Annotated in this window: 19 protein-coding genes and 2 other annotated features; of the genes, 7 read left to right on the plus strand and 12 right to left on the minus strand. The window is 44.6% G+C overall.

The window, feature by feature from the left end; all coding sequences use genetic code 11:
• Positions 1-10: 10 nt before the first annotated feature.
• The 9 genes from leuD to ilvE form a co-directional block, all read right to left on the minus strand.
• Entirely contained in the window at positions 11-604 is a 594-nt protein-coding gene (gene leuD / locus EV207_RS11060; RefSeq protein ID WP_132746225.1) for a 3-isopropylmalate dehydratase small subunit, read from the minus strand.
• 14 nt (positions 605-618) lie between these two features.
• Positions 619-2,031, minus strand: a complete 1,413-nt coding sequence (gene leuC, locus EV207_RS11065; RefSeq protein ID WP_132746270.1) for a 3-isopropylmalate dehydratase large subunit — start codon at positions 2,029-2,031, stop codon at positions 619-621.
• 12 nt (positions 2,032-2,043) lie between these two features.
• Positions 2,044-3,153 carry a 3-isopropylmalate dehydrogenase gene (gene leuB, locus EV207_RS11070; protein WP_132746226.1) on the minus strand — a complete coding sequence of 370 codons (1,110 nt, stop codon included), beginning with the start codon at positions 3,151-3,153 and terminating at the stop codon, positions 2,044-2,046.
• A gap of 13 nt (positions 3,154-3,166) precedes the next feature.
• Positions 3,167-4,711, minus strand: coding sequence for a 2-isopropylmalate synthase (locus EV207_RS11075; protein ID WP_132746227.1), 1,545 nt, complete (start codon positions 4,709-4,711; stop codon positions 3,167-3,169).
• Positions 4,698-5,726 carry a ketol-acid reductoisomerase gene (ilvC, locus tag EV207_RS11080; protein WP_132746228.1) on the minus strand — a complete coding sequence of 343 codons (1,029 nt, stop codon included), beginning with the start codon at positions 5,724-5,726 and terminating at the stop codon, positions 4,698-4,700. Before ilvC ends, EV207_RS11075 begins: the two co-directional genes overlap by 14 nt.
• 57 nt (positions 5,727-5,783) lie before the next feature.
• Entirely contained in the window at positions 5,784-6,305 is a 522-nt protein-coding gene (gene ilvN, locus EV207_RS11085; RefSeq protein ID WP_132746229.1) for an acetolactate synthase small subunit, read from the minus strand.
• Positions 6,302-8,023, minus strand: coding sequence for an acetolactate synthase large subunit (gene ilvB / locus EV207_RS11090; protein WP_132746230.1), 1,722 nt, complete (start codon positions 8,021-8,023; stop codon positions 6,302-6,304). Before ilvB ends, ilvN begins: the two co-directional genes overlap by 4 nt.
• Before the next feature lie 435 nt (positions 8,024-8,458).
• The gene (gene ilvD / locus EV207_RS11095) at positions 8,459-10,126 is read right to left on the minus strand and encodes a dihydroxy-acid dehydratase (RefSeq protein ID WP_132746231.1); all 1,668 of its coding nucleotides are present in this window, start codon (positions 10,124-10,126) and stop codon (positions 8,459-8,461) included.
• A 20-nt stretch (positions 10,127-10,146) separates the two neighbouring features.
• Entirely contained in the window at positions 10,147-11,046 is a 900-nt protein-coding gene (ilvE, locus tag EV207_RS11100; RefSeq protein ID WP_132746232.1) for a branched-chain-amino-acid transaminase, read from the minus strand.
• A 350-nt stretch (positions 11,047-11,396) separates the two neighbouring features.
• Between ilvE and EV207_RS11105 the strand changes: the two genes are divergently transcribed.
• The 4 genes from EV207_RS11105 to gntK all read left to right on the plus strand — a co-directional run bounded on the left by EV207_RS11105 (position 11,397) and on the right by gntK (position 16,509).
• Positions 11,397-12,689, plus strand: a complete 1,293-nt coding sequence (locus tag EV207_RS11105; protein WP_132746233.1) for a homoserine dehydrogenase — start codon at positions 11,397-11,399, stop codon at positions 12,687-12,689.
• Positions 12,690-13,754 (plus strand): threonine synthase, encoded by a 1,065-nt coding sequence (thrC, locus tag EV207_RS11110; RefSeq protein WP_132746234.1) that lies wholly within the window; start codon positions 12,690-12,692, stop codon positions 13,752-13,754.
• Positions 13,751-14,665 carry a homoserine kinase gene (gene thrB / locus EV207_RS11115; RefSeq protein ID WP_132746235.1) on the plus strand — a complete coding sequence of 305 codons (915 nt, stop codon included), beginning with the start codon at positions 13,751-13,753 and terminating at the stop codon, positions 14,663-14,665. Before thrC ends, thrB begins: the two co-directional genes overlap by 4 nt.
• Before the next feature lie 311 nt (positions 14,666-14,976).
• Entirely contained in the window at positions 14,977-16,509 is a 1,533-nt protein-coding gene (gene gntK, locus EV207_RS11120) for a gluconokinase (protein WP_132746271.1), read from the plus strand.
• Between the two features lie 97 nt (positions 16,510-16,606).
• On the opposite strand, the gene EV207_RS11125 is transcribed toward gntK, so the two are convergent.
• On the minus strand, positions 16,607-17,683 hold the full coding sequence (locus tag EV207_RS11125) for a bifunctional 3-deoxy-7-phosphoheptulonate synthase/chorismate mutase (RefSeq protein WP_132746236.1): 1,077 nt from the start codon (positions 17,681-17,683) through the stop codon (positions 16,607-16,609).
• Between the two features lie 283 nt (positions 17,684-17,966).
• Positions 17,967-18,199, plus strand: a binding site (T-box leader).
• 105 nt (positions 18,200-18,304) lie between these two features.
• Here EV207_RS11125 and hisC point away from each other — a divergent pair.
• The 3 genes from hisC to serA all read left to right on the plus strand — a co-directional run bounded on the left by hisC (position 18,305) and on the right by serA (position 22,636).
• Positions 18,305-19,396, plus strand: coding sequence for a histidinol-phosphate transaminase (gene hisC / locus EV207_RS11135; RefSeq protein ID WP_132746272.1), 1,092 nt, complete (start codon positions 18,305-18,307; stop codon positions 19,394-19,396).
• 163 nt (positions 19,397-19,559) lie between these two features.
• Positions 19,560-19,775 (plus strand) — a binding site (T-box leader).
• Between the two features lie 76 nt (positions 19,776-19,851).
• Positions 19,852-21,009: a pyridoxal-phosphate-dependent aminotransferase family protein gene (locus EV207_RS11140; protein ID WP_132746238.1), complete on the plus strand. Its 1,158-nt coding sequence runs from the start codon at positions 19,852-19,854 to the stop codon at positions 21,007-21,009.
• Positions 20,999-22,636 carry a phosphoglycerate dehydrogenase gene (gene serA / locus EV207_RS11145; RefSeq protein ID WP_132746239.1) on the plus strand — a complete coding sequence of 546 codons (1,638 nt, stop codon included), beginning with the start codon at positions 20,999-21,001 and terminating at the stop codon, positions 22,634-22,636. The genes EV207_RS11140 and serA overlap by 11 nt, the downstream gene beginning before the upstream one ends.
• A 93-nt stretch (positions 22,637-22,729) precedes the next feature.
• On the opposite strand, the gene EV207_RS11150 is transcribed toward serA, so the two are convergent.
• Both EV207_RS11150 and EV207_RS11155 read right to left on the minus strand, forming a co-directional pair.
• On the minus strand, positions 22,730-23,875 hold the full coding sequence (locus tag EV207_RS11150; protein WP_132746240.1) for an HAD family hydrolase: 1,146 nt from the start codon (positions 23,873-23,875) through the stop codon (positions 22,730-22,732).
• An 80-nt stretch (positions 23,876-23,955) separates the two neighbouring features.
• Complete coding sequence (locus EV207_RS11155; protein WP_132746241.1) at positions 23,956-24,906, minus strand: F510_1955 family glycosylhydrolase; 951 nt, start codon at positions 24,904-24,906, stop codon at positions 23,956-23,958.
• Positions 24,907-24,912: the final 6 nt, after the last annotated feature.

A 24,912-nucleotide genomic window follows, 5' to 3' on the forward strand; every position in this document is an offset into this window, starting at 1 on the left:
CCCAACACCTTCACCATCCCGTCGTTAATTGTTTTTGTTCATAATGAGAAATTTGATTTTCGAATGTCAACGTCATCGAAATTTCATCCAAGCCGTTTAACAGCATTTCTTTGTGATACGGATCAATCTGAAATTCTCTTTTAAAGTCCTTGTGTTCTACCGTTTGATTTTCAAGGCTGATATGAAGATTAAAGCCCGGGCTTTTCGCCTTCTGAATAAGCTCCTCCACATCCTTTTCATTTAAAACGATAGGCAGCAGACCGTTTTTAAAACAGTTATTATAAAATATATCTGCAAAGCTCGGTGCAATGATAACTTTAAAGCCAAAGTCGGAAAGTGCCCATGGCGCATGCTCCCGAGATGATCCGCAGCCAAAATTATGTCCCGAAACCAGAATGGAAGCTTCCTGATATTGGTCGGCATTTAATAAAAATTCGGCGCGCTTTTGTCCATTTTCATCAAAACGCCAATGGTAAAACAGACATTCACCGAACCCTTGCCTTTCAATCCGCTTTAAAAATTGCTTCGGAATGATTTGGTCAGTATCAACATTTGTTCGCTCAAGAGGATAGACCAGCCCCTTATATTCACGAAATGGTTCCATAGCGTGTCCCTCCCCTATTGATAAACCTTGCCGAACTGTCTGACATCAACAAATTTGCCGGCAACCGCAGCCGCCGCGGCCATCGCAGGACTGACAAGATGAGTGCGTGCCCCGCTTCCCTGTCTCCCTTCGAAGTTTCGGTTTGAGGTCGACGCACAGCGCCCGCCTGCAGGGACAACATCATTATTCATCGCGAGACACATGCTGCAGCCGGATTCCCGCCATTCAAAGCCGGCATCTGTAAAAATTTTGTCTAATCCAAGAGCCTCGGCCTGCTCCTTTACCGTATTAGAACCAGGGACAACCAATGCTCTTACGCCATCGTGGACACGCTGACCTATGATCACTTCAGCGGCAGCCTTTAAATCACTTAATCTAGAATTTGTACATGAACCGATAAAAACATGGTCGACAGCGATATCTTTAATAGCCGTTCCTTCTTTAAGTCCCATATAATCTAGTGCTTGCTCTATCGCTTCACGATCTTCTTTTTTGTCGTAATGATCAGGAATCGGTACGCAATCGCTGACAGAAGCACCCATTGAGGGATTCGTTCCCCATGTCACTTGTGGTTCGACATCGTCGGCATTGATCTCAATCGTACGGTCATATTCCGCCCCAGGATCCGTCGCTAACGTCTTCCAGCGTTCTATAGCAGCATCAAAGCTATCGGCGTCAGGTGCATATTTTCTTCCCTTTAAATAGTCAAAAGTCGTCTTATCGGGGCTGATCAATCCTGCTCTTGCCCCCGCTTCAATTGACATATTGCAAACCGTCATCCGTTCCTCCATCGACAATTGCCGGATTGCTTCTCCCGTATACTCTACGACCGAGCCTGTTCCGACATCGACACCAAATTTGGCAATGACAGCAAGGATGAGATCCTTAGCTGTCACGCCTAGTCCAAGCTCTCCGTTAACCTTAATCTGAAGGGTCTTTGGACGTTTTTGCCACAATGTCTGTGTCGCTAGCGTGTGTTCAACCTCGCTCGTGCCAATACCGAAGGCCAGAGCACCGAAGGCACCATGGGTCGATGTATGACTGTCACCGCAAACAATTGTTTTGCCTGGTTGTGTCAAACCAAGTTGTGGACCGATCACATGAACAATCCCTTGATCAGGATGGTCGATATCCGCTAATGGAATGCCGAATTCATCACAGTTCTTCTGTAATGTTGTCATTTGTTTTGCCGCTATATCATCGGTGATCAGTCGGCCCTTTGTCGTTGGAACATTATGATCGACTGTTGCATAGGTCAAATCGGGTCTTCTAACTTTCCGGTTTTTTATCCTCAAACCTTCAAACGCCTGCGGCGATGTCACCTCATGGACAAGATGAAGATCAATATAAAGCAGATCAGGCTTACCCTCTTCCCTATGAACAATATGCTGTTCCCATATTTTGTCGATTATTGTTTTTGGTTGCATCATAATCCTCCTCTAAGCATAAGCCGCCAAAATACCTGATATCGCATGATTTTCGTTAATATGCTCAACAACCTTCTGGATCATTTCATCAGTGCCGACACAATGACCTGATGGTATATTAAGGTCAGCCGTATGGCACCCCTCATTAAGAACGGCACTGACCGCATTCTCCACTGCCAAGGCCTCTTTCTCCATCTGGAATGAATGCCTTAACATCATTGCTGCGGATAACATCATTGCCAAAGGATTAGCTTTATTCTCCCCGGCAATATCCGGCGCTGAGCCATGAACAGGTTCATACAATCCGACATTGTCGCTTCTTAGGCTGGCGGAAGGGAGCATTCCTAATGATCCAGCGATAATGGAGGCTTCATCACTTAAAATATCTCCAAACATATTTTCTGTGACGATCACGTCAAAATCCTCTGGACTTTGAATCAACTTCATAGCCGCTGAATCCACAAGCATGTGTTCAACCTTCACATCGGGATACCCGGCGGATACGGCATCAACAACCTCCCGCCACATTCGGCTCGATTCCAAAACGTTTGCCTTATCCACAGATGTCAATTTTTTGCTCCTCGCTTGAGCAAATTGAAATGCCTTTTCTACTATTCTGTGAACCTCTTCCTTATCATATAGCAGGGTATCGACGGCAATCTCTTTGTTTTTTCCTCTTCTTTCACTTGGCTCGCCAAAATAAATGCCGCCGGTTAATTCTCTCACAATGAGAAGATCCACATTTTCAATAATTTCCTTTTTTAAAGGCGATGCATTAATAAGCTGGCTGTAAGCTGTCACTGGCCGTAAATTGGCAAAAAGTCCAAGTGCCTTTCGAATTGCCAATAATCCCTTTTCCGGGCGGATATTTGGGGAAACATCAGCCCATTTCGGACCGCCGACAGCCCCCAAAAGAATCGCATCGCTCTCCTTGCAAACATCTAATGTTGCCTTAGGAAGAGGCGTTCCGGCGGCATCTATTGCCGCACCGCCGATTAGTCCTTCCGTATATTTAAAGTCATGACCAAAACAATCAGACACGGCTTTTAACACTCTTACAGCACCGTCCATCACTTCACGGCCAATCCCATCCCCTGGTAATACAGCGATTCTTTTCACCATTTTGCATGCCTCCTTATGATAGATGACTTTTTGCGAGTGTGACTTGTTCATTAACAATGACTCGGTTAACAGCATTCAAATAAGCCTTTGCCGAAGCCTCCAGCACATCCTGTGCAGAGCCTCTTCCTCCAGATTCTACGCCGGCATAGATGATGTTGACATACACGTCCGCCAGTGCATCTCTTCCGCCGCCGATGGAGTTCAGCTTATAATCTTTTAACTCAATCGGTCCTTCAATCATTCTGCTTAACGTATTGTAGATGGCCTCGACACTTCCCGATCCGGTAGCTGCTTCTTCTAAATAAGTGCCATCCGGTGTTACAACAGCGGCCGTCGCTGTTGTAATATTCAATGTGCCATATTGCACCTGAAAATGCTTTAATTGATACTTCTTTAACTCCAGTGCCTCAGTTTGCTTATCCGTGAGTATCGCAAAAAGATCGTCTTCGGTAATCTCCTTCTTTTTATCCGCCAGTTCTTTAAAAGCTTCAAATGCTTCATTCAATCTCTCTTTCGAGAGTTCAAACCCAAGCTTCGCTACCTTATCTTTAAAAGCATGGCGGCCGGAATGCTTGCCTAGAACGAGGTTATTGGAACTGACGCCAATGAGTTCTGGCGTGATGATTTCATATGTTGTCGCCTCTTTCAGTACCCCATCTTGGTGAATCCCTGATTCGTGGGCAAAAGCATTGGCTCCGACAACTGCTTTATTGCCTGGAACGGTCATGCCTGTCAGCTTGCTGATCAACTGGCTCGATCGTTTGACCTCATCAAGTTTTAATGTTGTCATGGCTTGGTAAAAATTTTGCCGGATATGAAGGGCGACTGCGATTTCTTCGAGTGCCGCATTTCCCGCTCGTTCGCCAATACCATTAATTGTCCCTTCGATCTGGCCGGCACCTGCTTCAATAGCAGCGAGTGAATTGGCGGTAGCCATGCCAAGATCATCGTGGCAGTGTGCTGATAGAACCACCCGGTGAATATTCGGAACATGCTCCTGAACGAATCGGAACAACTCACCATACTCCTCAGGACTGCGGTAACCAACGGTATCAGGTAAATTGATGACTGAAGCTCCTGCATCAATGACCTTTGTAATAATTTCTGCCAGGTACCATTTATCGGACCGGCAGGAATCTTCAGCTGACCATTGGACATGTGAAAATTTACTTTTTGCATATTTTACCGCTTCGACCGCCGATTCGATCACTTCATTTGGTGTCTTCTTTAATTTGTGTGTCATGTGGATCGGCGATGTCGCGATAAAAACATGGAGCCGCGGTTCTTCGGAATTCTTCAAGGCTTCCCACGCTGCGTCTATATCCTTTTTATTAGTACGGGCAAGACCCGTAACAGAGCTGTTTTTGACTGTTTCTGCGATTGATTTTACCGCTTGAAAGTCACCTTTTGAGGAAGCGGGAAAACCCGCTTCCATAATATCAACACCAAGCCTTTCAAGCTGTTTGGCAATCTCAAGCTTTTCAAGAGCATTCAGATTGACACCTGCAGACTGCTCTCCGTCTCGCAGAGTTGTATCGAAGATGTTAACTTTCCGCATGAACGCCCACTCCCTTTTGTTTTGTCTGTTTCTTGACAAAAGGCATCAGCTCGCGCAACTCCTCACCAACAACTTCGATTTGTTGTTTTTTCTCACGTTCATTGATGGCGTTAAATTGCGGACGATTAGTCTGGTTTTCCAAGACCCAACCTTGTGCAAATTTTCCAGTTTGAATATCAGACAAAATCTCAGCCATACGCTTTTTCGTCTCTTCGTTAACAACACGGGGACCGGAAGTGAAATCTCCCCATTGGGCTGTATCGGAAATCGAGTGGCGCATATTGGCAAGACCTCCTTCGTAGATAAGGTCTACGATAAGCTTCATCTCATGCAAACATTCAAAGTAGGCGACTTCCGGCTGATAACCAGCTTCGGTAAGTGTTTCAAACCCAGCTTTAATGAGTGATGTTAAACCGCCGCACAATACCGCTTGTTCTCCAAAGAGGTCGGTTTCGGTTTCCTCCTGAAAAGTTGTTTCAAGCACGCCAGCCCTTGAACCGCCGATTCCCTTAGAATAGGCCAAAGCTAATTGTTTTGCCTCACCTGTAACATCTTGGAATACGCCGATTAATGCCGGCACCCCAGCTCCTTCAGTAAATGTTCTGCGAACGAGATGTCCTGGCCCTTTAGGTGCAACAAGAAAAACATCGACATTTTCAGGAGGGACAATTTGATTGAAATGGACATTAAAACCATGAGCGAATACTAAGGCTTTCCCTGCGTTCAATGCCGGTTCGATTTCATCTTGATAAACCTGGGTCTGACGTTCATCAGGAAGAAGAACCATGATGACATCGGCTTCCTCACTTGCCTCGCGGACAGGTTTTACATCAAAGCCATCTTGTTCAGCTTGTTCCCATGATTTACCTTTTCGCAGTCCAACCACAACATCAAAACCATTATCACGCAAGTTCATTGAATGAGCATGACCTTGCGAGCCGTAACCGATCACCGCTATTTTCTTGCCTCTCAATACCTCTTCTTGAATGTCTTTGTCATAATATACCTTTGCCATTATTAATCTACTCCTTTTTATTTGAATTTAATTGATCACTAATGTTATAGACTTTCTTTACTTTAGCAGCGAATACGCTGTAAGATTCGTTACAGGCTTTTGTGACCCTCTAAGGAATGCCGTTAAACCTGTTCTGGACAATTCTTTAATGCCATAAGGCCTTAGCAATTCGATGATGGCGTCGATTTTGTCTGTGTAGCCGGTCACTTGTATTGTCATGCTTTCCCTGCTGACATCAAGGATCGACGCTCGAAACGGCTCTATAATTTCTCTGATTTCACTTCGCGTTTGCGCATGGCCAAGAACCTTTATAAGAGCCAGCTCTCTTGCAACAATCGCTTGGTCTGTAATATCCGCTACCTTAATCACGTCAATTTGCTTGTTTAGCTGCTTCATAAGCTGTTCAATCTGGGCATCATCCTCTACATTGACAACAACAGTCATCTTTGAAATACCTGGGTTTTCTGATTTTCCTATAGTGATACTTTCGATATTATACCGGCGTTTTGCCAATGTCCCTGTGATCCGGTTTAGGACTCCGCTTTGATTCATCACGGTTGCTGTGACAATTCGTTTCATGGCTTCACCCCTATCATTTCGTGCAGCCCTTTACCCGGACAAATCATCGGGTAGACATTGGCTTCCTTTTTAACCCGGCAATCGATTAGAACAGGTTCGCGGTCAGGTATAACCTCCGAGAGGACAGCGCTCGCCTCAGCTTCATTATTAACACGCACACCGCGGATCCCATAGCTTTCTGCTAGTTTGACAAAATCAGGCTGAACAGGAATTAACGAATGAGAGTATCTTTCCTCATAAAAGGTTTCCTGCCACTGCCGAACCATACCCAAGGCCTCGTTATTGAGTAAAACAATCTTTATCGGCAGGTTCAGCTCTTTAACTACAGCAAGTTCTTGCAATGTCATTTGAAAACCGCCGTCACCAAGGATGGCTACAACCGTCTCTTGAGGTTCTGCCAATTGTGCGCCAATGGCTGATGGAAAACCGAAACCCATTGTCCCTAGTCCACCGGATGTTACCCAGCGATGTGGTCCGTTGAAATGATAGTATTGAGCGGCCCACATTTGATGCTGACCGACATCTGTCGTCACAATAGCTTTGCCATCTGTGTGCTCGTGGATAAGCTTGATTAACCGCTGAGGCAGGAGCTCTTCATTGCTTACTTCGTTATACCAGAGCGGGTAATTGGCTTTGTTGTCATTCAACACGCGGCACCAATCGTTCGTACAAGCATCGGTCCCATCTTCCTCTAAAAGTTTTGTCAACGCCTGAGCTGCATCGGCAACAACTGGGATTTGCGTTTTCACATTTTTACCGATCTCCGCCGGATCGATGTCAATGTGCGCCACCGTTGCCTTCGGCGCAAAGTGAGGGAGATGGCCGGTTAAGCGATCATCAAACCGCGCACCGATATTTATAAGCAAATCACAATCGTATAACGCCATATTCGCTGCATAAGTGCCATGCATCCCAGCCATGCCTAAGGATAGTTCATGGTCTGCAGGGAAGCTACCGAGCCCAAGCAGTGTATTGGCAACCGGTATATGGCGGCTAACTGCAAAGTCATAAAGCAGATCACAAGCGTTGGCGTGCAGAATCCCTGCTCCAGCCAAAATGACGGGTTTGTTTGCCAAGGCGATGGCTTCCGAAAGTTTTTTGATTTGTAATGGATTCGGACTAAAGTTTGGCTGGTAGCCCGGCAGATGAATATCTGCTCGGTCCCTGACGATTGCTTTAGTTATACAAATATCTTTCGGTATATCAACGACAACAGGTCCAGTCCTTCCTGTCGTTGCAATGTGAAAGGCTTCCTTCACAATTCTTGGCAAGTCTTGTAAATCGCGCACCTGATAGTTATGCTTGGTAATCGGTGTCGTAATCCCCATGACATCGGCCTCCTGGAAAGCATCGCTTCCAATCACCTGTTGTGCGACCTGACCTGTAAAAATCACTAGCGGCAATGAATCAATCATGGCATCCGCAATACCTGTAATCAGGTTCGTCGCACCCGGTCCTGATGTCGCAATGACGACACCGGGTTTACCTGATACCCTGGCATAGCCTTCAGCTGCATGGATCGCGCCTTGCTCATGCCGGGCTAAAACATGTTTTAACGGCTTATCATATAGTGAATCATAGATAGGCAAAACCGCCCCTCCCGGATAGCCGAATAACACTTCGACCCCCTCATTTATGATGGATTGGATGAGGAGATCAGCCCCGTTCACCTCTTCTGTCGACAGCCCGCCGTCAACCTTGACTTTCATCGTCACCATTATCCCTCCTACCTTTTTATTGAAAGTTCAAAAGGTCCGGTAAAGTCGAATCCCTTCTTTAAGCGGCTTCTTCGGTCCTTTTGCCCTCTCTTTGAACAAGAAGAAAAATTTACTAAAAATAAAAGACCTTTTTCTCCCCATGTTTGGCATGACTTTTGCTATACCAACAATGAAGGGATGAAAAGGTCTCTTTTCATGGTACCACCCAACTTTATGACATCCTTACGAACGTCACCTCATCAACCATATAATACAGGTTGACTTTTTGTAACGAGTACTTTTCTTAAGCACTCGGCTAATCCTACTCGCTTTTTTCGCTTTCAGATCAGCACTCAGAGGCGATGTCGTTATAAGCTGCATTACCGGTTTCCACCATTGCCGGCTCTCTATGAATACTAGACCTCATAACTTTATCCTCGTCATTGATTTGTTCTATTAAATTTTCAAGACACCGCCTGTATTGGCTGAAGTGACCAGTTTAGCGTATCTTGCTAAATAACCCGATTTTATTTTTGGTTCTGGCTGGATCCAATTATTTCTTCTTTGATTGATTTCTTCATCCGTTAATAAAAGATTAATGGAACGGTTTGTCAGATCAATCAGAATTTGATCGCCGTTTTCTATCAATCCAATAGGGCCTCCTTCAGCTGCCTCCGGCGATATGTGCCCTACTGCAATCCCCCGGGTTGCTCCGGAAAAACGGCCGTCGGTGATAAGTGCCACCTTTGTGCCTAATCCTCTTCCCATAATGGATGATGTCGGGGCGAGCATTTCCGGCATCCCCGGACCGCCTTTTGGCCCTTCGTAGCGGATAACGACAACATGGCCCTCTTGAACAGTGCCGTCATCGATCCCCTTCTGTGCGTCGTCCTGGGATTCAAATACAATAGCCTCGCCCAGGAACGTTTTAATTGAAGGATCGACAGCGCCAACTTTTATGACACCGCCATCCGGGGCTAAATTCCCGGTTAAAATGGAAAGGCCGCCTACAGGGCTATATGGATTGTCCTTTGTACGGATCACATGACTATTCTTTATCACGGAATCTTTTACATTTTCATGGATCGTCTTTCCTGTAATGGTGATCCGGTCACGGTGAATAGCACCCTCTATTTTGCATAGTTCATTGATAATAGCACTTATTCCCCCAGCATCATGAACATCCTGCATGGAATAATCTGATGCTGGCATTATTTTTGCCAAATATGGGACGCGTTCCGCTACTTTATTTATTCTGGCTAGGTCAAAGTCAATTCCCGCCTCATGCGCAATTGCCAATGTATGAAGGACAGTATTCGTTGAACCGCCCATCGCCATATCTAAGGCAAATGAATCTTCAATCGCTTCCTCAGTGATAATATCCCGAGGACGCACATCGTTTTCTATCTGATCCATAAGATGCCCTGCCGCTTCACGGATCAAACGATGCCGTTCATCAGATGTCGCCACAATTGACGCATTACCCGGAGGTGTCAGGCCAAGGATTTCCATCAGTGAATTCATCGAGTTGGCTGTAAACATTCCTGAACAAGATCCACATGTCGGACACGCGCTTGATTCAAGTTCCAATAGCTCCGCTTGACTCATTTTACCTGCTTTATGAGCCCCGACCCCTTCGAAAACTGATGTTAGTGAAAGTGCCTTGCCTTCTTTGGAACGTCCCGCTTCCATCGGGCCTCCAGTTACAAAGACAGAAGGGACATTGGTTCTTGCAGAAGCCATCAGCATTCCCGGTGTAATTTTGTCACAGTTCGGAATGAAGAAAACCCCGTCAAACCAATGGGCGTTAATAACCGTTTCGGCGGCATCTGCTATCACTTCCCTGCTGGGGAGGGAATACCTCATGCCGATATGCCCCATCGCGATGCCATCATCAACACCAATTGTATTAAATTCGAAAGGAACACCTCCCGCTTCCCAAATAGCCTCTTTTACCACTTCGGCAAACTTATTTAAGTGCTTGTGGCCGGGGATAATATCGATATATGAGTTACAGACGCCAATAAAAGGTTTATGAAGATCTTGGGTCTTAACCCCTGCCGCATGGAGTAGGCTTCTGTGAGGGGCACGGTCAATGCCCTTCTTTATCATGTCACTTCGCATTTCATCACTTCCTTTTCTTTCTAGCCTGCTTGCGTATTATGGTGATAAACCTTGGTACCATCCTCTGTTACAACCTGCCGGAATGCTTGCAGCAATTGATTGGTTATCGGTCCTGGAATGCCGGTGTTAATCAGCCGGCCATCAACCTTAACCACTGCGATCACTTCGGCTGCTGTCCCGGTTAAGAAAACTTCATCGGCAACATAGACATCATGTCTAGTGAAAACCTCTTCGCGAATATCCAGCCCTTCTTTTTCAGCAAGCTCGATGATCACGTTCCTAGTGATGCCTTCTAATGCCCCAACATAGCTTGGCGGTGTTTTAATGACGCCATTTTGTATAATAAAGATGTTGTCGGCTGATCCTTCTGCAACGTACCCTTGCTCATTCATCATAAGGGCTTCGCTGACACCCGAGAGATGAGCTTCTATTTTTACTAGAATATTATTTAAGTAGTTGAGAGACTTGACCTTTGGACTGAGTACGTCTGAGCGATTTCTTCGGCTGGCAACCGAGACGACATCTATGCCAGTTTCATAAAGCTTTTTTGGAAACAGGGACAATGGCTCAGCAATAACGATAACCGAAGGCTCCTTGCATGTATAAGGATCAAGTCCTAAATTCCCTGTGCCTCTTGACACAACGACACGAATATAAGCATTTTGGTAATTATTTTTCCTTAAAGTATCAACTATAATCTCGCTCAGTTCCTGCTTTGAATATGGGATCTTCAGCATAATGGAATGGGCTGAATCATACAGCCGCTTTAAATGTTCATCAAGGCGAAACACATTGCCTTCATACATTCTAATGCCTTCGAACACCCCATCTCCGTATAAGAAACCATGATCGTAAACAGATATCACAGCATCTTCTTCAGGTACAAAACGTCCGTTAAGAAAAATCCACTTGCCGCTCATACGTCTCACTCCTCTCTGTTCATATTTTTTAGTTTTCTTTTAATAATTTAATAATTGTTCCCCATCTTACGCCTTATATACCAAGTGGTCAACACTATTTTTTTGCCATTTTCACACTATTTCAATTGTTTGATCTATTTGTAATCGCTTACATTCCCTCTGTTGTCCACTTTTTTACCCATCAAATTTTGAATTGTAAACTTTTTTAAAGCGTTTTCAGGAGTTTTTGATAATCGTTTCACTTTCTACTTAAAAAGATTTTTCTTGTAAAGATTAATGAGCAACGCTATAATGTCCACTATACAAAAACAATTGTATTAAATAAGAGAACAGAACAAGGCGGTGATGAGATGGATCAGGTATCCGTAGGTTTATTAGGATTTGGGACAGTCGGCAGCGGGGTTGTGCATTTGCTGCTGCAAGAACAGGAGCAGCTGGGCGAACGGGCTGGATGCCCTATTCATTTGGAAAAAGTTTTAGTCAGGGATAAAGAAAAACTAAGAAAAATAAAATTGGACGATGATCGTTTTACAGTAGATGCAAGCGATGTTTTGGATAATCCAAATATTGATATTGTAATTGAAGTGATGGGGGGCATCGAAGAAACCCGCCAGCATATCCATCGCGCCTTAAGAAATAAAAAGCATGTCATTACAGCGAATAAGGACCTTATGGCTGTCTACGGCAGTGAGTTATTGGAAGCTGCCTCAGACAATGGTTGTGATTTGTATTATGAAGCTAGCGTCGCTGGCGGCATTCCTATTCTTCGCAGCTTAACCGATGGTTTAGCCGCAGACCGCATTCAAAAGATGATGGGTATCGTTAACGGAACAACAAATTATATCCTTAGCAAGATGAACAGGGAACCTGTCACATATGAGGAAGTATTAAAAGAAGCTCAAGCATTGGGATTTGCAGAAGCTGATCCAACATCCGATGTAGAGGGCCTCGATGCCGCTAGAAAAATGGTGATTCTAAGCCACCTGGCCTACTCGGTTCCAGTTAATTTAGAGGATGTGTCAATTGAAGGCATTACAGAAGTAGCGCAAAAAGATATCTTGTACAGCAAGAAACTGGGTTATGCGATCAAACTGATTGGTATTGCAGAATTGGATAATCAAATGATCGATATTAGTGTTCAACCAACGTTATTGCCGGAAAGGCATCCGTTAGCCTCGGTGGAAAACGAGTACAATGCTGTTTATGTTTATGGGGAATCCGTTGGAGAAACGATGTTTTACGGACCCGGCGCCGGGGAACTGCCAACAGCGATTGCTGTCGTCTCCGACCTTATTTCTGTTGTCAAAAATATGTATCATGGCACATGCGGGGACCATATTTTCCTTCCACGCCGTGAAAAGATATGCAAGCCCGACGAGGCGATCAAAACACAATACTTTATCAGACTGCATCTAAAGGATGAACCAGGTGCCTTTTCAAAAATGACGGATTTATTTAAAAAACAAGGCGTGAGTTTGGAAAAGTTAATTCAAGAACCTTTGGATGACCACCAATCAGCTGAGGTCGCCATCATAACACACGAGACGAATAAGAAAATGTTCGAGGAAACGTATCATCTGCTAAAAGATTTAGATGTCATCGAGGATATCAAAAGCTACTATCGCGTTGAGGGGATGAAATAAATGATGTGGCAAGGTCTTATTCAAGCTTTTAAAGAGGATTTACCTATTAATCAAAACACACCAGAGCTAAGCCTTATGGAAGGAAATACACCGTTGATTCCGCTTGAAAACCTGTCCAATCAATGGGATGTGGAACTCTACGTAAAATATGAGGGAGCAAATCCCACCGGCAGCTTCAAGGATAGGGGCATGGTTCTTGCGGTAGCTAAAGCGAAAGAAGAAGGCAGCCGCGGGGTCATTTGCGCTTCCACGGGCAACACATCCGCTTCTGCCGCTGCATATAGCGCCAGAGCTGATCTTGATTGCCTGATCGTCATCCCTAAGGGAAAAATAGCTTTAGGCAAGCTTGCCCAATCCGTCATGTATGGTGCAAAGATTTTTGAAATCGATGGGAACTTTGATCAGGCTTTGACCATGGTGAGACATACAGCCAAGCATTCAGAATACGCGCTGGTTAATTCCGTTAACCCATACCGTCTGGAAGGACAAAAAACAGCGGCTTTTGAGATTTGTTCACAATTGGGTGCTGCCCCCGACATCCTGGCTATTCCCGTTGGCAATGCCGGAAATATTTCCGCTTATTGGAAGGGATTCAAAGAATATCACCAAAAGCTCGGGACAGCTTTGCCTGAGATGCGCGGATTTGAGGCGGAAGGTGCGGCAGCTATTGTGAAAAACCAGGTGATCGAAAATCCTGAGACTATTGCTACAGCGATCAGAATTGGAAACCCTGCCAGCTGGAAGCTCGCTGTCAGCGCGGCACATGATTCCGGCGGAAAAGTAGACAGTGTGACAGATGCAGATATTCTTGAAAGCTATAGATTATTAGCACGGCAAGAAGGCGTGTTTGCCGAACCCGCATCCTGTGCCTCACTTGCCGGTATAAAGAAACAGCTGCAAACTGGAGAAATTAAAAAGGGTGCAAAAATTGTCGCTGTTCTGACTGGTAACGGCTTGAAAGATCCGACGACTGCAATGGATTCACTGACCGCCAAACCCGTCGAATTACAGGCTGATGACGGTCAATTGCTAAAACACCTTGAAAAGGAGTTGGCAAAGAAATGAGCCTTCAGCCTTTCAAAATTAAAATTCCCGGCAGTACATCTAACCTTGGCCCGGGATTCGACTCGGTTGGCCTTGCTGTAAACCGTTTTCTGCATGTCGAGGTTCAACCCTCGGAAGAATGGCACATTGAATGTCATCATCCCGATGGAAAATTGCCGGGCACAAAAGACAATCTTGTTTTACAAACCGCCGAGTCTATCTGCAAAAAATATAATGTTGATTTACCGTCATTAAATATTTTTATGAGCAGTGACATTCCATTGGCTAGAGGATTGGGAAGCAGTGCCGCAGCTATTGTTGCAGGAATAGAGATTGCCGATGCTGTCGGGGACTTAGCGCTCACTTTGGAGGAGAAAGCCCATTTGGCCAGCACCATTGAAGGCCATCCAGACAATGCTACAGCGTCTTACTATGGCGGATTAACAATTTCCCATCATACAAATGAAACGACCGAAACATTAGCTTGCCGAGCTCCAGAAGTCGAGATCATAGCTATGATTCCTGATTCGGAACTGCCGACGAAAAAAGCCAGAGGTATTTTGCCAAAAGATTTGCCATTTGAAACCGCTATTAAAGGCAGCAGCATCTCTAATATGTTAGTTGCAGCCTTATTGTTAAAGGATTGGGAGCTTGCCGGGCGGATGATGGAAAAGGATCTGTTCCACCACCCTTATCGTAAAGAGCTCGTTCCTGATTTATCCCGGGTCACCGCTTTCTGCAGCAATAATGGCGCTATTGGAGCTGCCTTGAGCGGGGCAGGACCAACTATTATTTGCTTTGCCAAAAAAGATGACGGAGAACGCATTACCCGTTTACTTGCTGATGAATTCCCGAATTACCAATACCAGTACCTATCACCAGCAGTAACCGGTGCGATCCGATATTCAGAACCAATTCAAAACATGTCTTAAACCGGAATTGATCCATTAACTTTACCTGACAATTAAGAAGAATACATGTCAAACCTCCTTTCTGTTCAAACTATCGGAAAAGGAGGTTTTATAATGAAATCGTTTCTGGAATTTCGGATATTTTGGGGATTTATTATCTTTTTCGCAGGATTGTTAGGCTGTCTTTATATCTTGAAATTTGTCTTTTATTATTTTGTCAGATAAGGGGTTATTTTTATGAAACCGTTCCCAAAAAGAAGAATTTAATATATAATGGCACACGAGTGAAAAGTTCTCACTAGAAATGAGGCGGTTTTATGAAAACAGAATACATGATGGGAGTAGATATTGGTACAACAAGCACCAAAGCGGTTTTATTCACAAGTGACGGTAAGGTGGCAGCGGGACAATCGGCCGGTTATCCGCTAGCAAGCCCAACACCATCCACCGCTGAACAAGACCCTGATGACATCTATAGAGCGGTTAAAATTGCTATTAGTCATACGATGGCGGAAAGCAGTATTAACCCTAAGGATTTGATGTTTATCTCCTTCAGCTCGGCCATGCACAGTGTTATTGCTGTTGATAGCATGGACAAGCCGCTTACCAAAAGCATTACCTGGGCGGATAACCGCAGTGAGCCATATTCAGAGAGAATCAAACATGACATGAATGGCCACGATATTTATTTGCGAACGGGCACACCCATTCATCCTATGTCCCCATTGACAAAAATTTTGTGGCTTCATGGCGAGAAACGAGAGATTTTTAACCGGACAGCTAAGTTTATAGGTATTAAAGAATATGTTTTCCATAAATTTTTTGGCGAATATATTGTCGATTATTCGATCGCTTCCGCAACGGGGCTATTCAATTTGGAAAACTTGGATTGGGACGATCAAGCCCTTGATGCGGCTCACATCTCCCCTGACCGTCTCTCAAGGCCAGTACCGACCACCCACACTATTCATGGATTGCCGGTGCCGCTTGCTCGGGAACTGGGTATTGCCGCCGCGACACCGTTTGTTGTCGGAGCAAGTGATGGCGTGCTGTCGAACCTCGGTGTGAATGCCATTAAGCCTGGGGTCCTGGCGGTCACAATTGGTACAAGCGGCGCGATTCGGACAGTCAATGAGAAGCCCCTGACCGATCCAAAAGGCAGGACGTTTTGTTATGCTCTAACAGAAAAGCATTGGGTCATCGGCGGGCCGGTTAATAACGGGGGGATGATTTTCCGCTGGGTTCGCGATCAACTTGGCTCAAAGGAAATCACTCAAGCTAACGAAGCAGAGAAAGATCCCTACGATCTCCTGACTGAAGCTGCTGAAAAAGTTGCACCAGGTGCTGAAGGGCTGCTCTTCCACCCTTACATGGCCGGTGAACGCGCGCCGTTATGGAACGCAAATGCCAGAGGCTCGTTCTTCGGTCTAGCGCTTCACCATACCCGCGAACACCTTATCCGGGCCGTGCTGGAAGGTGTGATATTCAATCTGTACAGTGTCCAGCTTGCCTTGCAGGAATTGATTGGCGTGCCGAAAAGCATCCAGGCTACAGGCGGTTTTGCCCGCTCAGCGCTTTGGAGGCAAATCATGGCCGATATCTTTGATCAAGAGGTCACGGTCCCAGAAAGCTTTGAAAGCTCCTGTTTGGGTGCCGCTGTTCTTGGCATGTATGCGGTTGGAACGATCGAATCCCTTGACGTTGTCCAGCACATGGTCGGTGCCACCTATAAGCATCAGCCTAATCCAGAGAATGTGAAAATTTATGAGGAACTCATGCCAATTTTCTTATCGATTTCACGAAAGCTAGGCATTGATTACGATCGGATCGCAGCATTTCAGAAGAAGCATTTGGAGGATATTTAGAAATTTAAAAAACCTCCTTGATAACACAATTAACCAGGATGGGACTTGTATCAAGGAGGGGAGGTAACAGTTATTTATTTAAAATCGCCAATCCTCTTTATTGAGGGACGACGTTAAACGCTTTAAGCGCAGCCATAAATTCATTAAACTGCGGGATATCCATTTGCTGTGCGGCATCTGACAGGGCTGTCGCAGGATCAGGATGCACCTCTGCCATCACAGCATCTGCCCCAATGGCAATAGCTGCTTTTGCAGCAGGGAGCAATAAATCTTTTCTTCCGGTAGAGTGGGTGACATCCACGGCGACCGGCAAATGGGTTTCCTTCTTCAAAATCGGCACACTTGAAATATCCAAGGTGTTTCGGGTTGCCTTTTCATAGGTGCGAATACCTCTTTCACAAAGGATTATTTTACTATTCCCTTGGGATATAATGTATTCTGCTGCAAAAATGAATTCCTCAATCGTCGCGGACATTCCGCGTTTTAACAGGACAGGCCTATCGACTGAACCCGCAGCTTTTAAAAGGTCAAAGTTTTGCATATTGCGAGCGCCAATTTGGATGACATCTAGGTAATCAAGCGCCACCTCAATATCATTAGGATGAGTAATTTCACTGACTACTGCCAGATCAAGCTCATCTGCCACCCGCTTCAAAATTTTCAACCCTTCTATCCCAAGACCTTGAAAGTCATATGGGGATGTCCGCGGTTTGAACGCACCGCCGCGCATTAATTTTAAACCATGGCCTTTTATAGCCTGGGCAACCTCTTTCACTTGATCATAACTTTCAACGGCGCATGGCCCCATGACAAAATGAGGCTTGCCATCACCAATTTTTTCTCCTTTAATTTCCACTACAGTATCTTCAGGCTGCTTTTTGCGGGAAACAAGCAATGTTTTTTGATTGTCCACTTTTTGCAGCTCAAGACTTGCCTTAAAGATTTGTTTGAATAAATGTTGAAGGGTAGCTGTGGAAAATGGCCCTTCGTTGTTGTCCCTAACCGTATCCAGCAATTGCCGCTCGCGAACCGGGTCATAACGGTTTGTACCTTGTTCTTCTTTTACTTTTCCAATGTTCTCGACAATTTTCCCTCGGCGATTAAGCAACTCTAACAGCTCAAGGTCGATTGCGTCGATTTGTGACCTAAGACCTTCCAGGCTTTGATTCGACATAAATGGCCCTCCCCCATAATATTTAAATTCACTTTAACGAATTAAAACATAAACGCATAAAATCGAAAAAGTTATTTTTGGTTATAGTTAAAAACATTATACAACTTTTGCTATTTTGTCAATACCTTTTTAAAAAAATGGGCACGATTTAAAAAAGTCTTTTCACACTTAAACCAGAATGTTCACTAATGAAAACCCTTACAATTAATCTGATTTTTTTATCTTTTTAAAATAAAGGCTTTACAAGATGAGGTCACACATGGTAAAACTTTTAATAATACTTTTAAACGCGATGACAGGATCCAGTAGTGTTTAGCTTCCCTTTTCAGAGAGCTGATGGTTGGTGGGAATCAGCACAAGGTTAGACACGAATTTCGTTCCATGAGCTTCTTTTCCAAAAGTTTGACGTGCCGTCATACGATTAAGAAAAGACGGGTAAAGCCGTTAACCGTTTCGAGAGGTGGAAAGTTTCTTTTCCGCAATTTTGGGTGGTACCGCGAGCAATTCGTCCCTGCTTTTTATTAAGCAGGGACTTTTTTCGTTCATGATAACTTATGTCCAGCCGGAAAGTTTATTCTTTCTGATTAACTTAAAAATAAGGTGAAAGGGTTGGTGCTAAAAATGTTAGTTAAAAATCAATTATTATCATTAAAGGCTTATGAGCCTGGAAAAACAGTTGAAGAAATAAAAAATACGTATGGTCTTAAAAACATTGTTAAGCTGGCTTCAAACGAGAATCCTTATGGCTGCTCGAAAAAAGTATCGGAAGCGCTTGCTAATTTTTCGGCGGAATATGCTCTTTATCCCGATGGAGCTGCCGGCCGCCTTAGAGAACGTGTCGCAAAACATGTAGATGTTGATCCAAAAGCCCTTATTTTCGGAAGCGGTCTTGATGAGGTCATTCAAATCATTAGCCGATCTCTTCTGACACCCCAATCAAATATAGTCATGGCTGCACCTTCCTTTTCACAATACAAGCTGCATGCAGTCATTGAAGGTGCCGAAGTTAGAGAGGTGCCAACTGTTGACGGATATCATGACTTAGAAAGCATGCTTAAGCGAGTCGATCCGAATACCAAAATCGTGTGGCTATGCAATCCAAACAATCCAACCGGAACCTATGTCAATGGCACTTCATTGAAATCCTTTCTGCAACGTGTCCCTCAAGACACATTAGTTGTTTTGGATGAGGCCTATTATGAATATGTTACTGCCAGTGACTACCCTAACACTTTGCCGCTATTAGCGGAATATGACAACCTTATGATTCTGCGTACTTTTTCTAAAGCATACGGTCTTGCCGGATTTCGGGTGGGATACGGTATCGGCAGTCCAGACCTCATTCAGCTGCTGGAAGTTACCCGGCTGCCGTTCAACACAAACCGATTGGGCCAGACCGCCGCTGTTGCCGCGTTAGATGATGAAGCATTTTTGCAGCACTGTGTAAGGAAAAATAAAAATGGTTTAGATGCGTTTACTGCTTTTTGCAACAAAAACCATCTCGGCTTCTACCCTTCACAGGCGAATTTTATCTTTTTAAAAACGGATCAGGCTAATTCCTTATTTGAACTGCTTTTGCAAAAAGGCTTTATTATCCGGCCGTTCCCGAACGGCGTCCGGATCACCATTGGGAAAGAAGAGGATAATCGACAATTACTTTTAAGTCTTCAAGATATTCTAGATCACGAGAGCCGTCATTTGCTGTCATCTTGACCTTTTCATAAAAAAGGGCTAATTTTTTTCCCCAGCAGCCATAAGCATGTAAGCGCTGCCGGATAAAAACAGACATTTTTTAGTGCTTTACAAAACACCACTCGGTTGATAGAATACTTAAAAATCATAGAATTGCACTAATCATTCAATTCAAGTGAATAATAGAACAGTGATGACGAAGATGGTGTGAGGGATAAGCTTCAGAGAGCCGGAGAAGCTGAGAACCGGTGCTGGTCCCCCATTGATCCGAGCACTTCTGAACTGGCCAATCGAAGCGAGTAGATTGGTCCGGCCGTAGCCGTTAAAGTCTCAAAAATGAGGCTGCCATTGATTTATGGCAGCAAATGAGGGTGGCACCGCGTGTAACGACGTCCCTCATAGCATGCTTAAAGTATGTTATGAGGGACGTTTTTTTAATTTTTTTATAATCAGAATGTTAATGAGAGGGTGGGAGTATGCTATTAAATCAAGAATTTTTATTTACCCCCGGTCCTACGCCAATTCCGGACCGGGTAACACGTGCTATGAATCAACCGATGATTGGCCATCGATCCCAAGCTTTTTCACAATTACTTGAGGAGACGTCCACGCGTCTTAAGCCTGTTTTTGGCTCAACAGAACCCGTCTATTTAGTTGCAGGCAGCGGGACATCAGCCCTGGAGACGGCAGTCACTAATGTTGTCACTGAAGGTGATGATGTGATCGTCATCGTTGCCGGTGCCTTTGGTGACCGTTTCGCAAATGTATGTGAAGCCTATGGCGCCAATGTCCACCGATTGGACATCGAGTGGGGAAGTGCCTGTACACCTGATAGACTTGAAGATTTTATCAAGCAGCTTAATACGGAGATCAAGGCCGTCTTTGCCACCTATTGTGAGACATCAACAGGTGTCCTCAATCCTATCAAGGAACTTGGCAAAGTCACGAAGCAATTAACAGACGCACTCTTCATTGTCGATGGTGTCAGCTGCATTGGTGCTGTACCGGTTGATATGAAAAGCTGGCACATTGATGTGCTTGTAGCTGGTTCTCAAAAGGCACTCATGCTTCCGCCCGGACTTGCGTTTATTGCCATCAATGATGATGTGAAAACAGTTATAAAAAACTGCCGGACAAAACGATTTTATTTTGATCTTAACAGCTATATTAATTCTTACGAAACGCAGAAATCAACGCCGTTTACTCCGGCGGTATCCCTTATTAACGGCGCACTGGAAGTTTGTAAGATGATTGAGGAAGAGGGCATGGAACAGGTGATCAGCCGCCATCAATTATTGAAGCGGATGGTTCGCGAGGGACTGAAGGCGATAGAATTGCCATTGCTTGTTAAGGATGAAGACGCATCCCCTACCGTCACTGCAGTTAAGCCGGAAAATAGTTCCGCCAATGAACTAAAGAAACTTCTCCAGCAGCGTTATTCTATTATATTAGGCGGCGGGCAAAAGAAATTAAAAGGTGAGATTTTCAGAATTGGCCATATGGGTTACAGCACACCTTTTGATATTTTAAAAGTATTAGGTGCAATCGAAATGGCGGTCAGTCAAGTTGAAGGCCGTGATGTCTTAGGAAAAGCAACAGGAAAAGCTGAGGAGGTTTGGAGTCATGAATTATAAAGTACTTGTAACAGATCAGGTAAGTGACAGCGGGTTAAAACAACTCTATGATCACCCGGGATTTATCGTTGATAAGCAAACTGGACTTGAGCCGCATGAGTTGAAAAAAGTGATTAAAGATTACGATGCCTTAATTGTTCGAAGCCAAACAAATGTCACCGAGGAAATCCTTGAGGCAGCCGAGCGGTTGAGAATTGTTGCCCGCGCGGGTGTCGGTGTCGATAATATTAATGTCGATGCCGCCACAAAAAAAGGCATTATCGTCATCAACGCTCCGGGAGCGAACACGATTGCTGCAACGGAGCACACATTGGCTATGATGCTGTCATTAGCTAGACAAATCCCCCTCGCCCATCAATCAACATCCGGTGGAAAATGGGAACGGAAAGCCTTTAAAGGTGTTGAACTCTATCAAAAAACACTAGGAATCATAGGCATGGGCCGTATCGGCACAGAGGTTGCGAAGCGAGCAAAAGGCTTTCAGATGTCCATCCTGGGCTTCGACCCCTACTTAACGGAAGATCGGGCTAAGAAACTTGGGATCACGAAGGCAAGTCTTGATGACATTGCCCAGAATTCGGATTTTATTACGGTCCATACCCCTTTAACACATAATACCAAAGCACTTGTTAATAAAGAATATTTGCAGAAGGTAAAAGAAGGGGTGCGGATTATCAATTGCGCCCGCGGCGGCATCATTGATGAAGCGGCCCTCATTGAAGCGATTAAGGAAGGACGCGTTGCGGGTGCAGCCCTTGATGTCTACGAACAGGAGCCTCCGGCTAACCCTGACCTGCTTGAATCGTCCAAGGTAATTGTAACACCGCATCTTGGAGCATCCACACAGGAAGCACAGGAAAAAGTTGCCCAAGAGGTGAGCGCAGAAATTATCGAGATTTTTGAAAAACAATCGGTCCATCACGCGGTCAATCTGCCGCAGGTATCTGGCCATGCGCAGCAAAGAATGAAGCCATACCTTCAAGTCGGCGAACAAATGGCACAGCTTCTTATTCAATTATTTAAGCAAGCACCGGAACGGATTGAAATTGAATATTGCGGTGACCTTTTGGAGGAAGATACGGGTTTGCTGACAAGAACGTTGATCAAAGGCATCCTCTCCTACCATTTAAGTGATTCTGTTAATATTATCAATGTCCTGCATTTATTGAAGGATCAAGGTCTCGTATATAATGTACAAAAAAATGCTAAGCGCAAAGGCTTTTCTAATTATATGGAACTCACTTTAATCAATGGCGGTGAAAGTGTCAATATTGGCGCCACTGTATTGAATGGTTATGGTCCTCGGATCGTCACCATCAACGGCTACCGGGTTGACTTGAAGCCTGAAGCCGACCTATTGTATATCAAGCACCATGATTTGCCGGGGGTTATCGGTCAGGTTGGTTCAATTCTCGGAAACTATCATATTAATATAGGCACCATGCAAGTTGGCAGAACATCCATTGGCGGCGAAGCCATCATGCTATTGACGCTTGATAAAAAGGCGAATGATGAGGTCATTGACACACTGCTTCTGCTTTCTGGTCTGCAAGAAGCGCAGATGCTGAATTTGGAAAGCCAATATGCTATGAGCGACGAAGTGGGACAGGTCAACATCTATCAATAATGAGTGAAAGGGAGATGGTTTTATACCATCTCCCTTTTTATTTGGCGGCGGGCACGATTAGCCAATCTTAATTCCCATAGTAGCTTTTTTAGGTCAGTTTTCCTTTAAATCAGTGATTAGTCCCCGAACATCCAGGACATGGTCTAAAATATAGTCAGCATTTTGGGCTTCAAAGTCAGCTCTTGCCGCTTTTCCGGATAGGCCAGTCAAAACAGCAGCAAAGCGGCAGCCGATTTCCTTAGCGGCATATAAATCGGCAAGCGAATCACCGACAATAAGGACTCTTTCAGCATTTTTTAGCGGCAATGTCTTGGTAATACAGTCAATTACCGGGGTCTGTTTTCCCAGTAACGAAGCGATAAAGGAAAACGGATTAGGCTTTGCAAGCGGCATGTGTTCCGGATAATCCCTTTCAGCATGCAACACATCATCCGCCGTCACAATACGATCCTTGTCAAAGTAATCTAACCAGCCCAAGTGTTTGAAAGGTTCGATTGTTTCAAGTTCAGGCCGTCCGGTTCCAATCCCAATAGATACCCCTTCATCTTTTAGCGATTGAAATAATCGCCCGATTGCTTCAGGCTCACCTATTGTCTTTTCATCATTTAAAAATCCCGGTTTCCCATTCTGTACGGATGTTTTGCCTGTCGAAGCCACAATATTTTCATCACCGACATACCACTCTTGTGATGCATGCTCACAGATATCCCAAAGGCTGCTCTGTCTTTTAAAAATCGTTGTCTTAACACCCAACTTTTGTTCTGCAACATGATTTAAGAACGTAAGCAACTCTTCCTTCTCTGCATTAGTTTGCTTGAAATCCTCAATAAAAGCGCCATAGTCAATTCTCAGCTGATATTTTGCAAAAATAGCTTTCATAGCGGACAATGTTTCCCGGTTAATATCCTGTGCCAGCCAGTCATTGATCAATGACTGCTCGACATCCCTGATTTGGGACAAAAGATGGATGAGCTGATGACTAAAAGCAAGGTAAATCATATCCCAATTCGCATTAAGGCCCCTTGCCTTCATCAACTTAAGAACGAGATCATTTTGAAATACTTGCTCCCTTATTTGGCTGATGTCATCATCCTGAAGATCAGTCTTGAATGCTTTTGGATTCAATCCAAGGTAATTGTTGCTATATAGCAGCTCCCAAACTGTTAATGCCGAAGCATCAAAATAACGCTCCTCACTAAGCAGCACACCGTCAACATCAAAAAGAACCGTTTCAATCATTTTCCGATACTCCCCCCTTTACTTTTATCCTTTAGTCTAGCATAGTTTTGCAAATCTTTCTTTCACCTCATTTTTAATACTTATTTTCCACCGAGCCCTTTGCCGCCTTTAGCCAAAATCGTCCAGTTTTGCCCAAAGTTATTCGTCGAAAAGATATCATTTTTCATTGTTGAGACAACGAGTTGTTTTGAATCTTTTGGATTTTGGGCGATGTATGAAATCGGATCTTGTTCAACCGATGACAATTCAATCGTCAGGTTTGAGCCAGGGTTATTAGGATCAATCCTCAACATTTTTGATTTCTCGGCAAAAGTCCCAGCCAGCAGCTCGCCGCCAAATCCGAAAGATAACGCTGTGACATTCTCATCAGGAAAAATATTTTTAAATGTTTTGCCGCTGTCCGTCGAATAGAAGACACCGAGACCCGTCCCGATCGCGACCACATTCTTTTTCTTGGGATCGACCGCGACGGCTGTCACCTTACCCTGTAAACCTTTTGCCTGAGCTTTAGTCCATGACTTGCCATCATCAAGTGTATAGTACAAACCAGGAGCATTCATTTTTGAATTCTTTTCAGGGTTGACCACATAAATGCCGTGCGAATAGTAGCTTGCCGCCATCAGATGGAAATCTGTTTCGCCCGCGAGTCCAAGGGTGCTTATTTTTTTACCGCTATTCGTCACTTTAACAAGACCGAGCGGATTTGCAAGCTTGGATCCCTCCCCCGGATGGCCGCTGCTGTAAAAGCCGTCATCGACCATGGAAAAGCCCATATAATCATTTTTATCACCAGCTAAATGCTTCCATCCATTTTTTTCATAGACGGCAACCCCGTCATGGACAGGAAGATAGAGATCCCCATTCGGCGTAAACGCCATGCCATGCAAATGTTCAAACTCTATCGTGCTTTTGCCTGATTCACGCTGCAGGAAAAACAGCATGACCGCCACAAGAATAATGAAAATCGGAATAATAACAAAGAGACCTCCGAATCCTTTTTTGCCTCCCTGTTTGGTTTCCACTGCACTCATATTTAA

Source organism: Scopulibacillus darangshiensis, from assembly GCF_004341035.1.
Classification (GTDB): domain Bacteria; phylum Bacillota; class Bacilli; order Bacillales; family Sporolactobacillaceae; genus Scopulibacillus; species Scopulibacillus darangshiensis.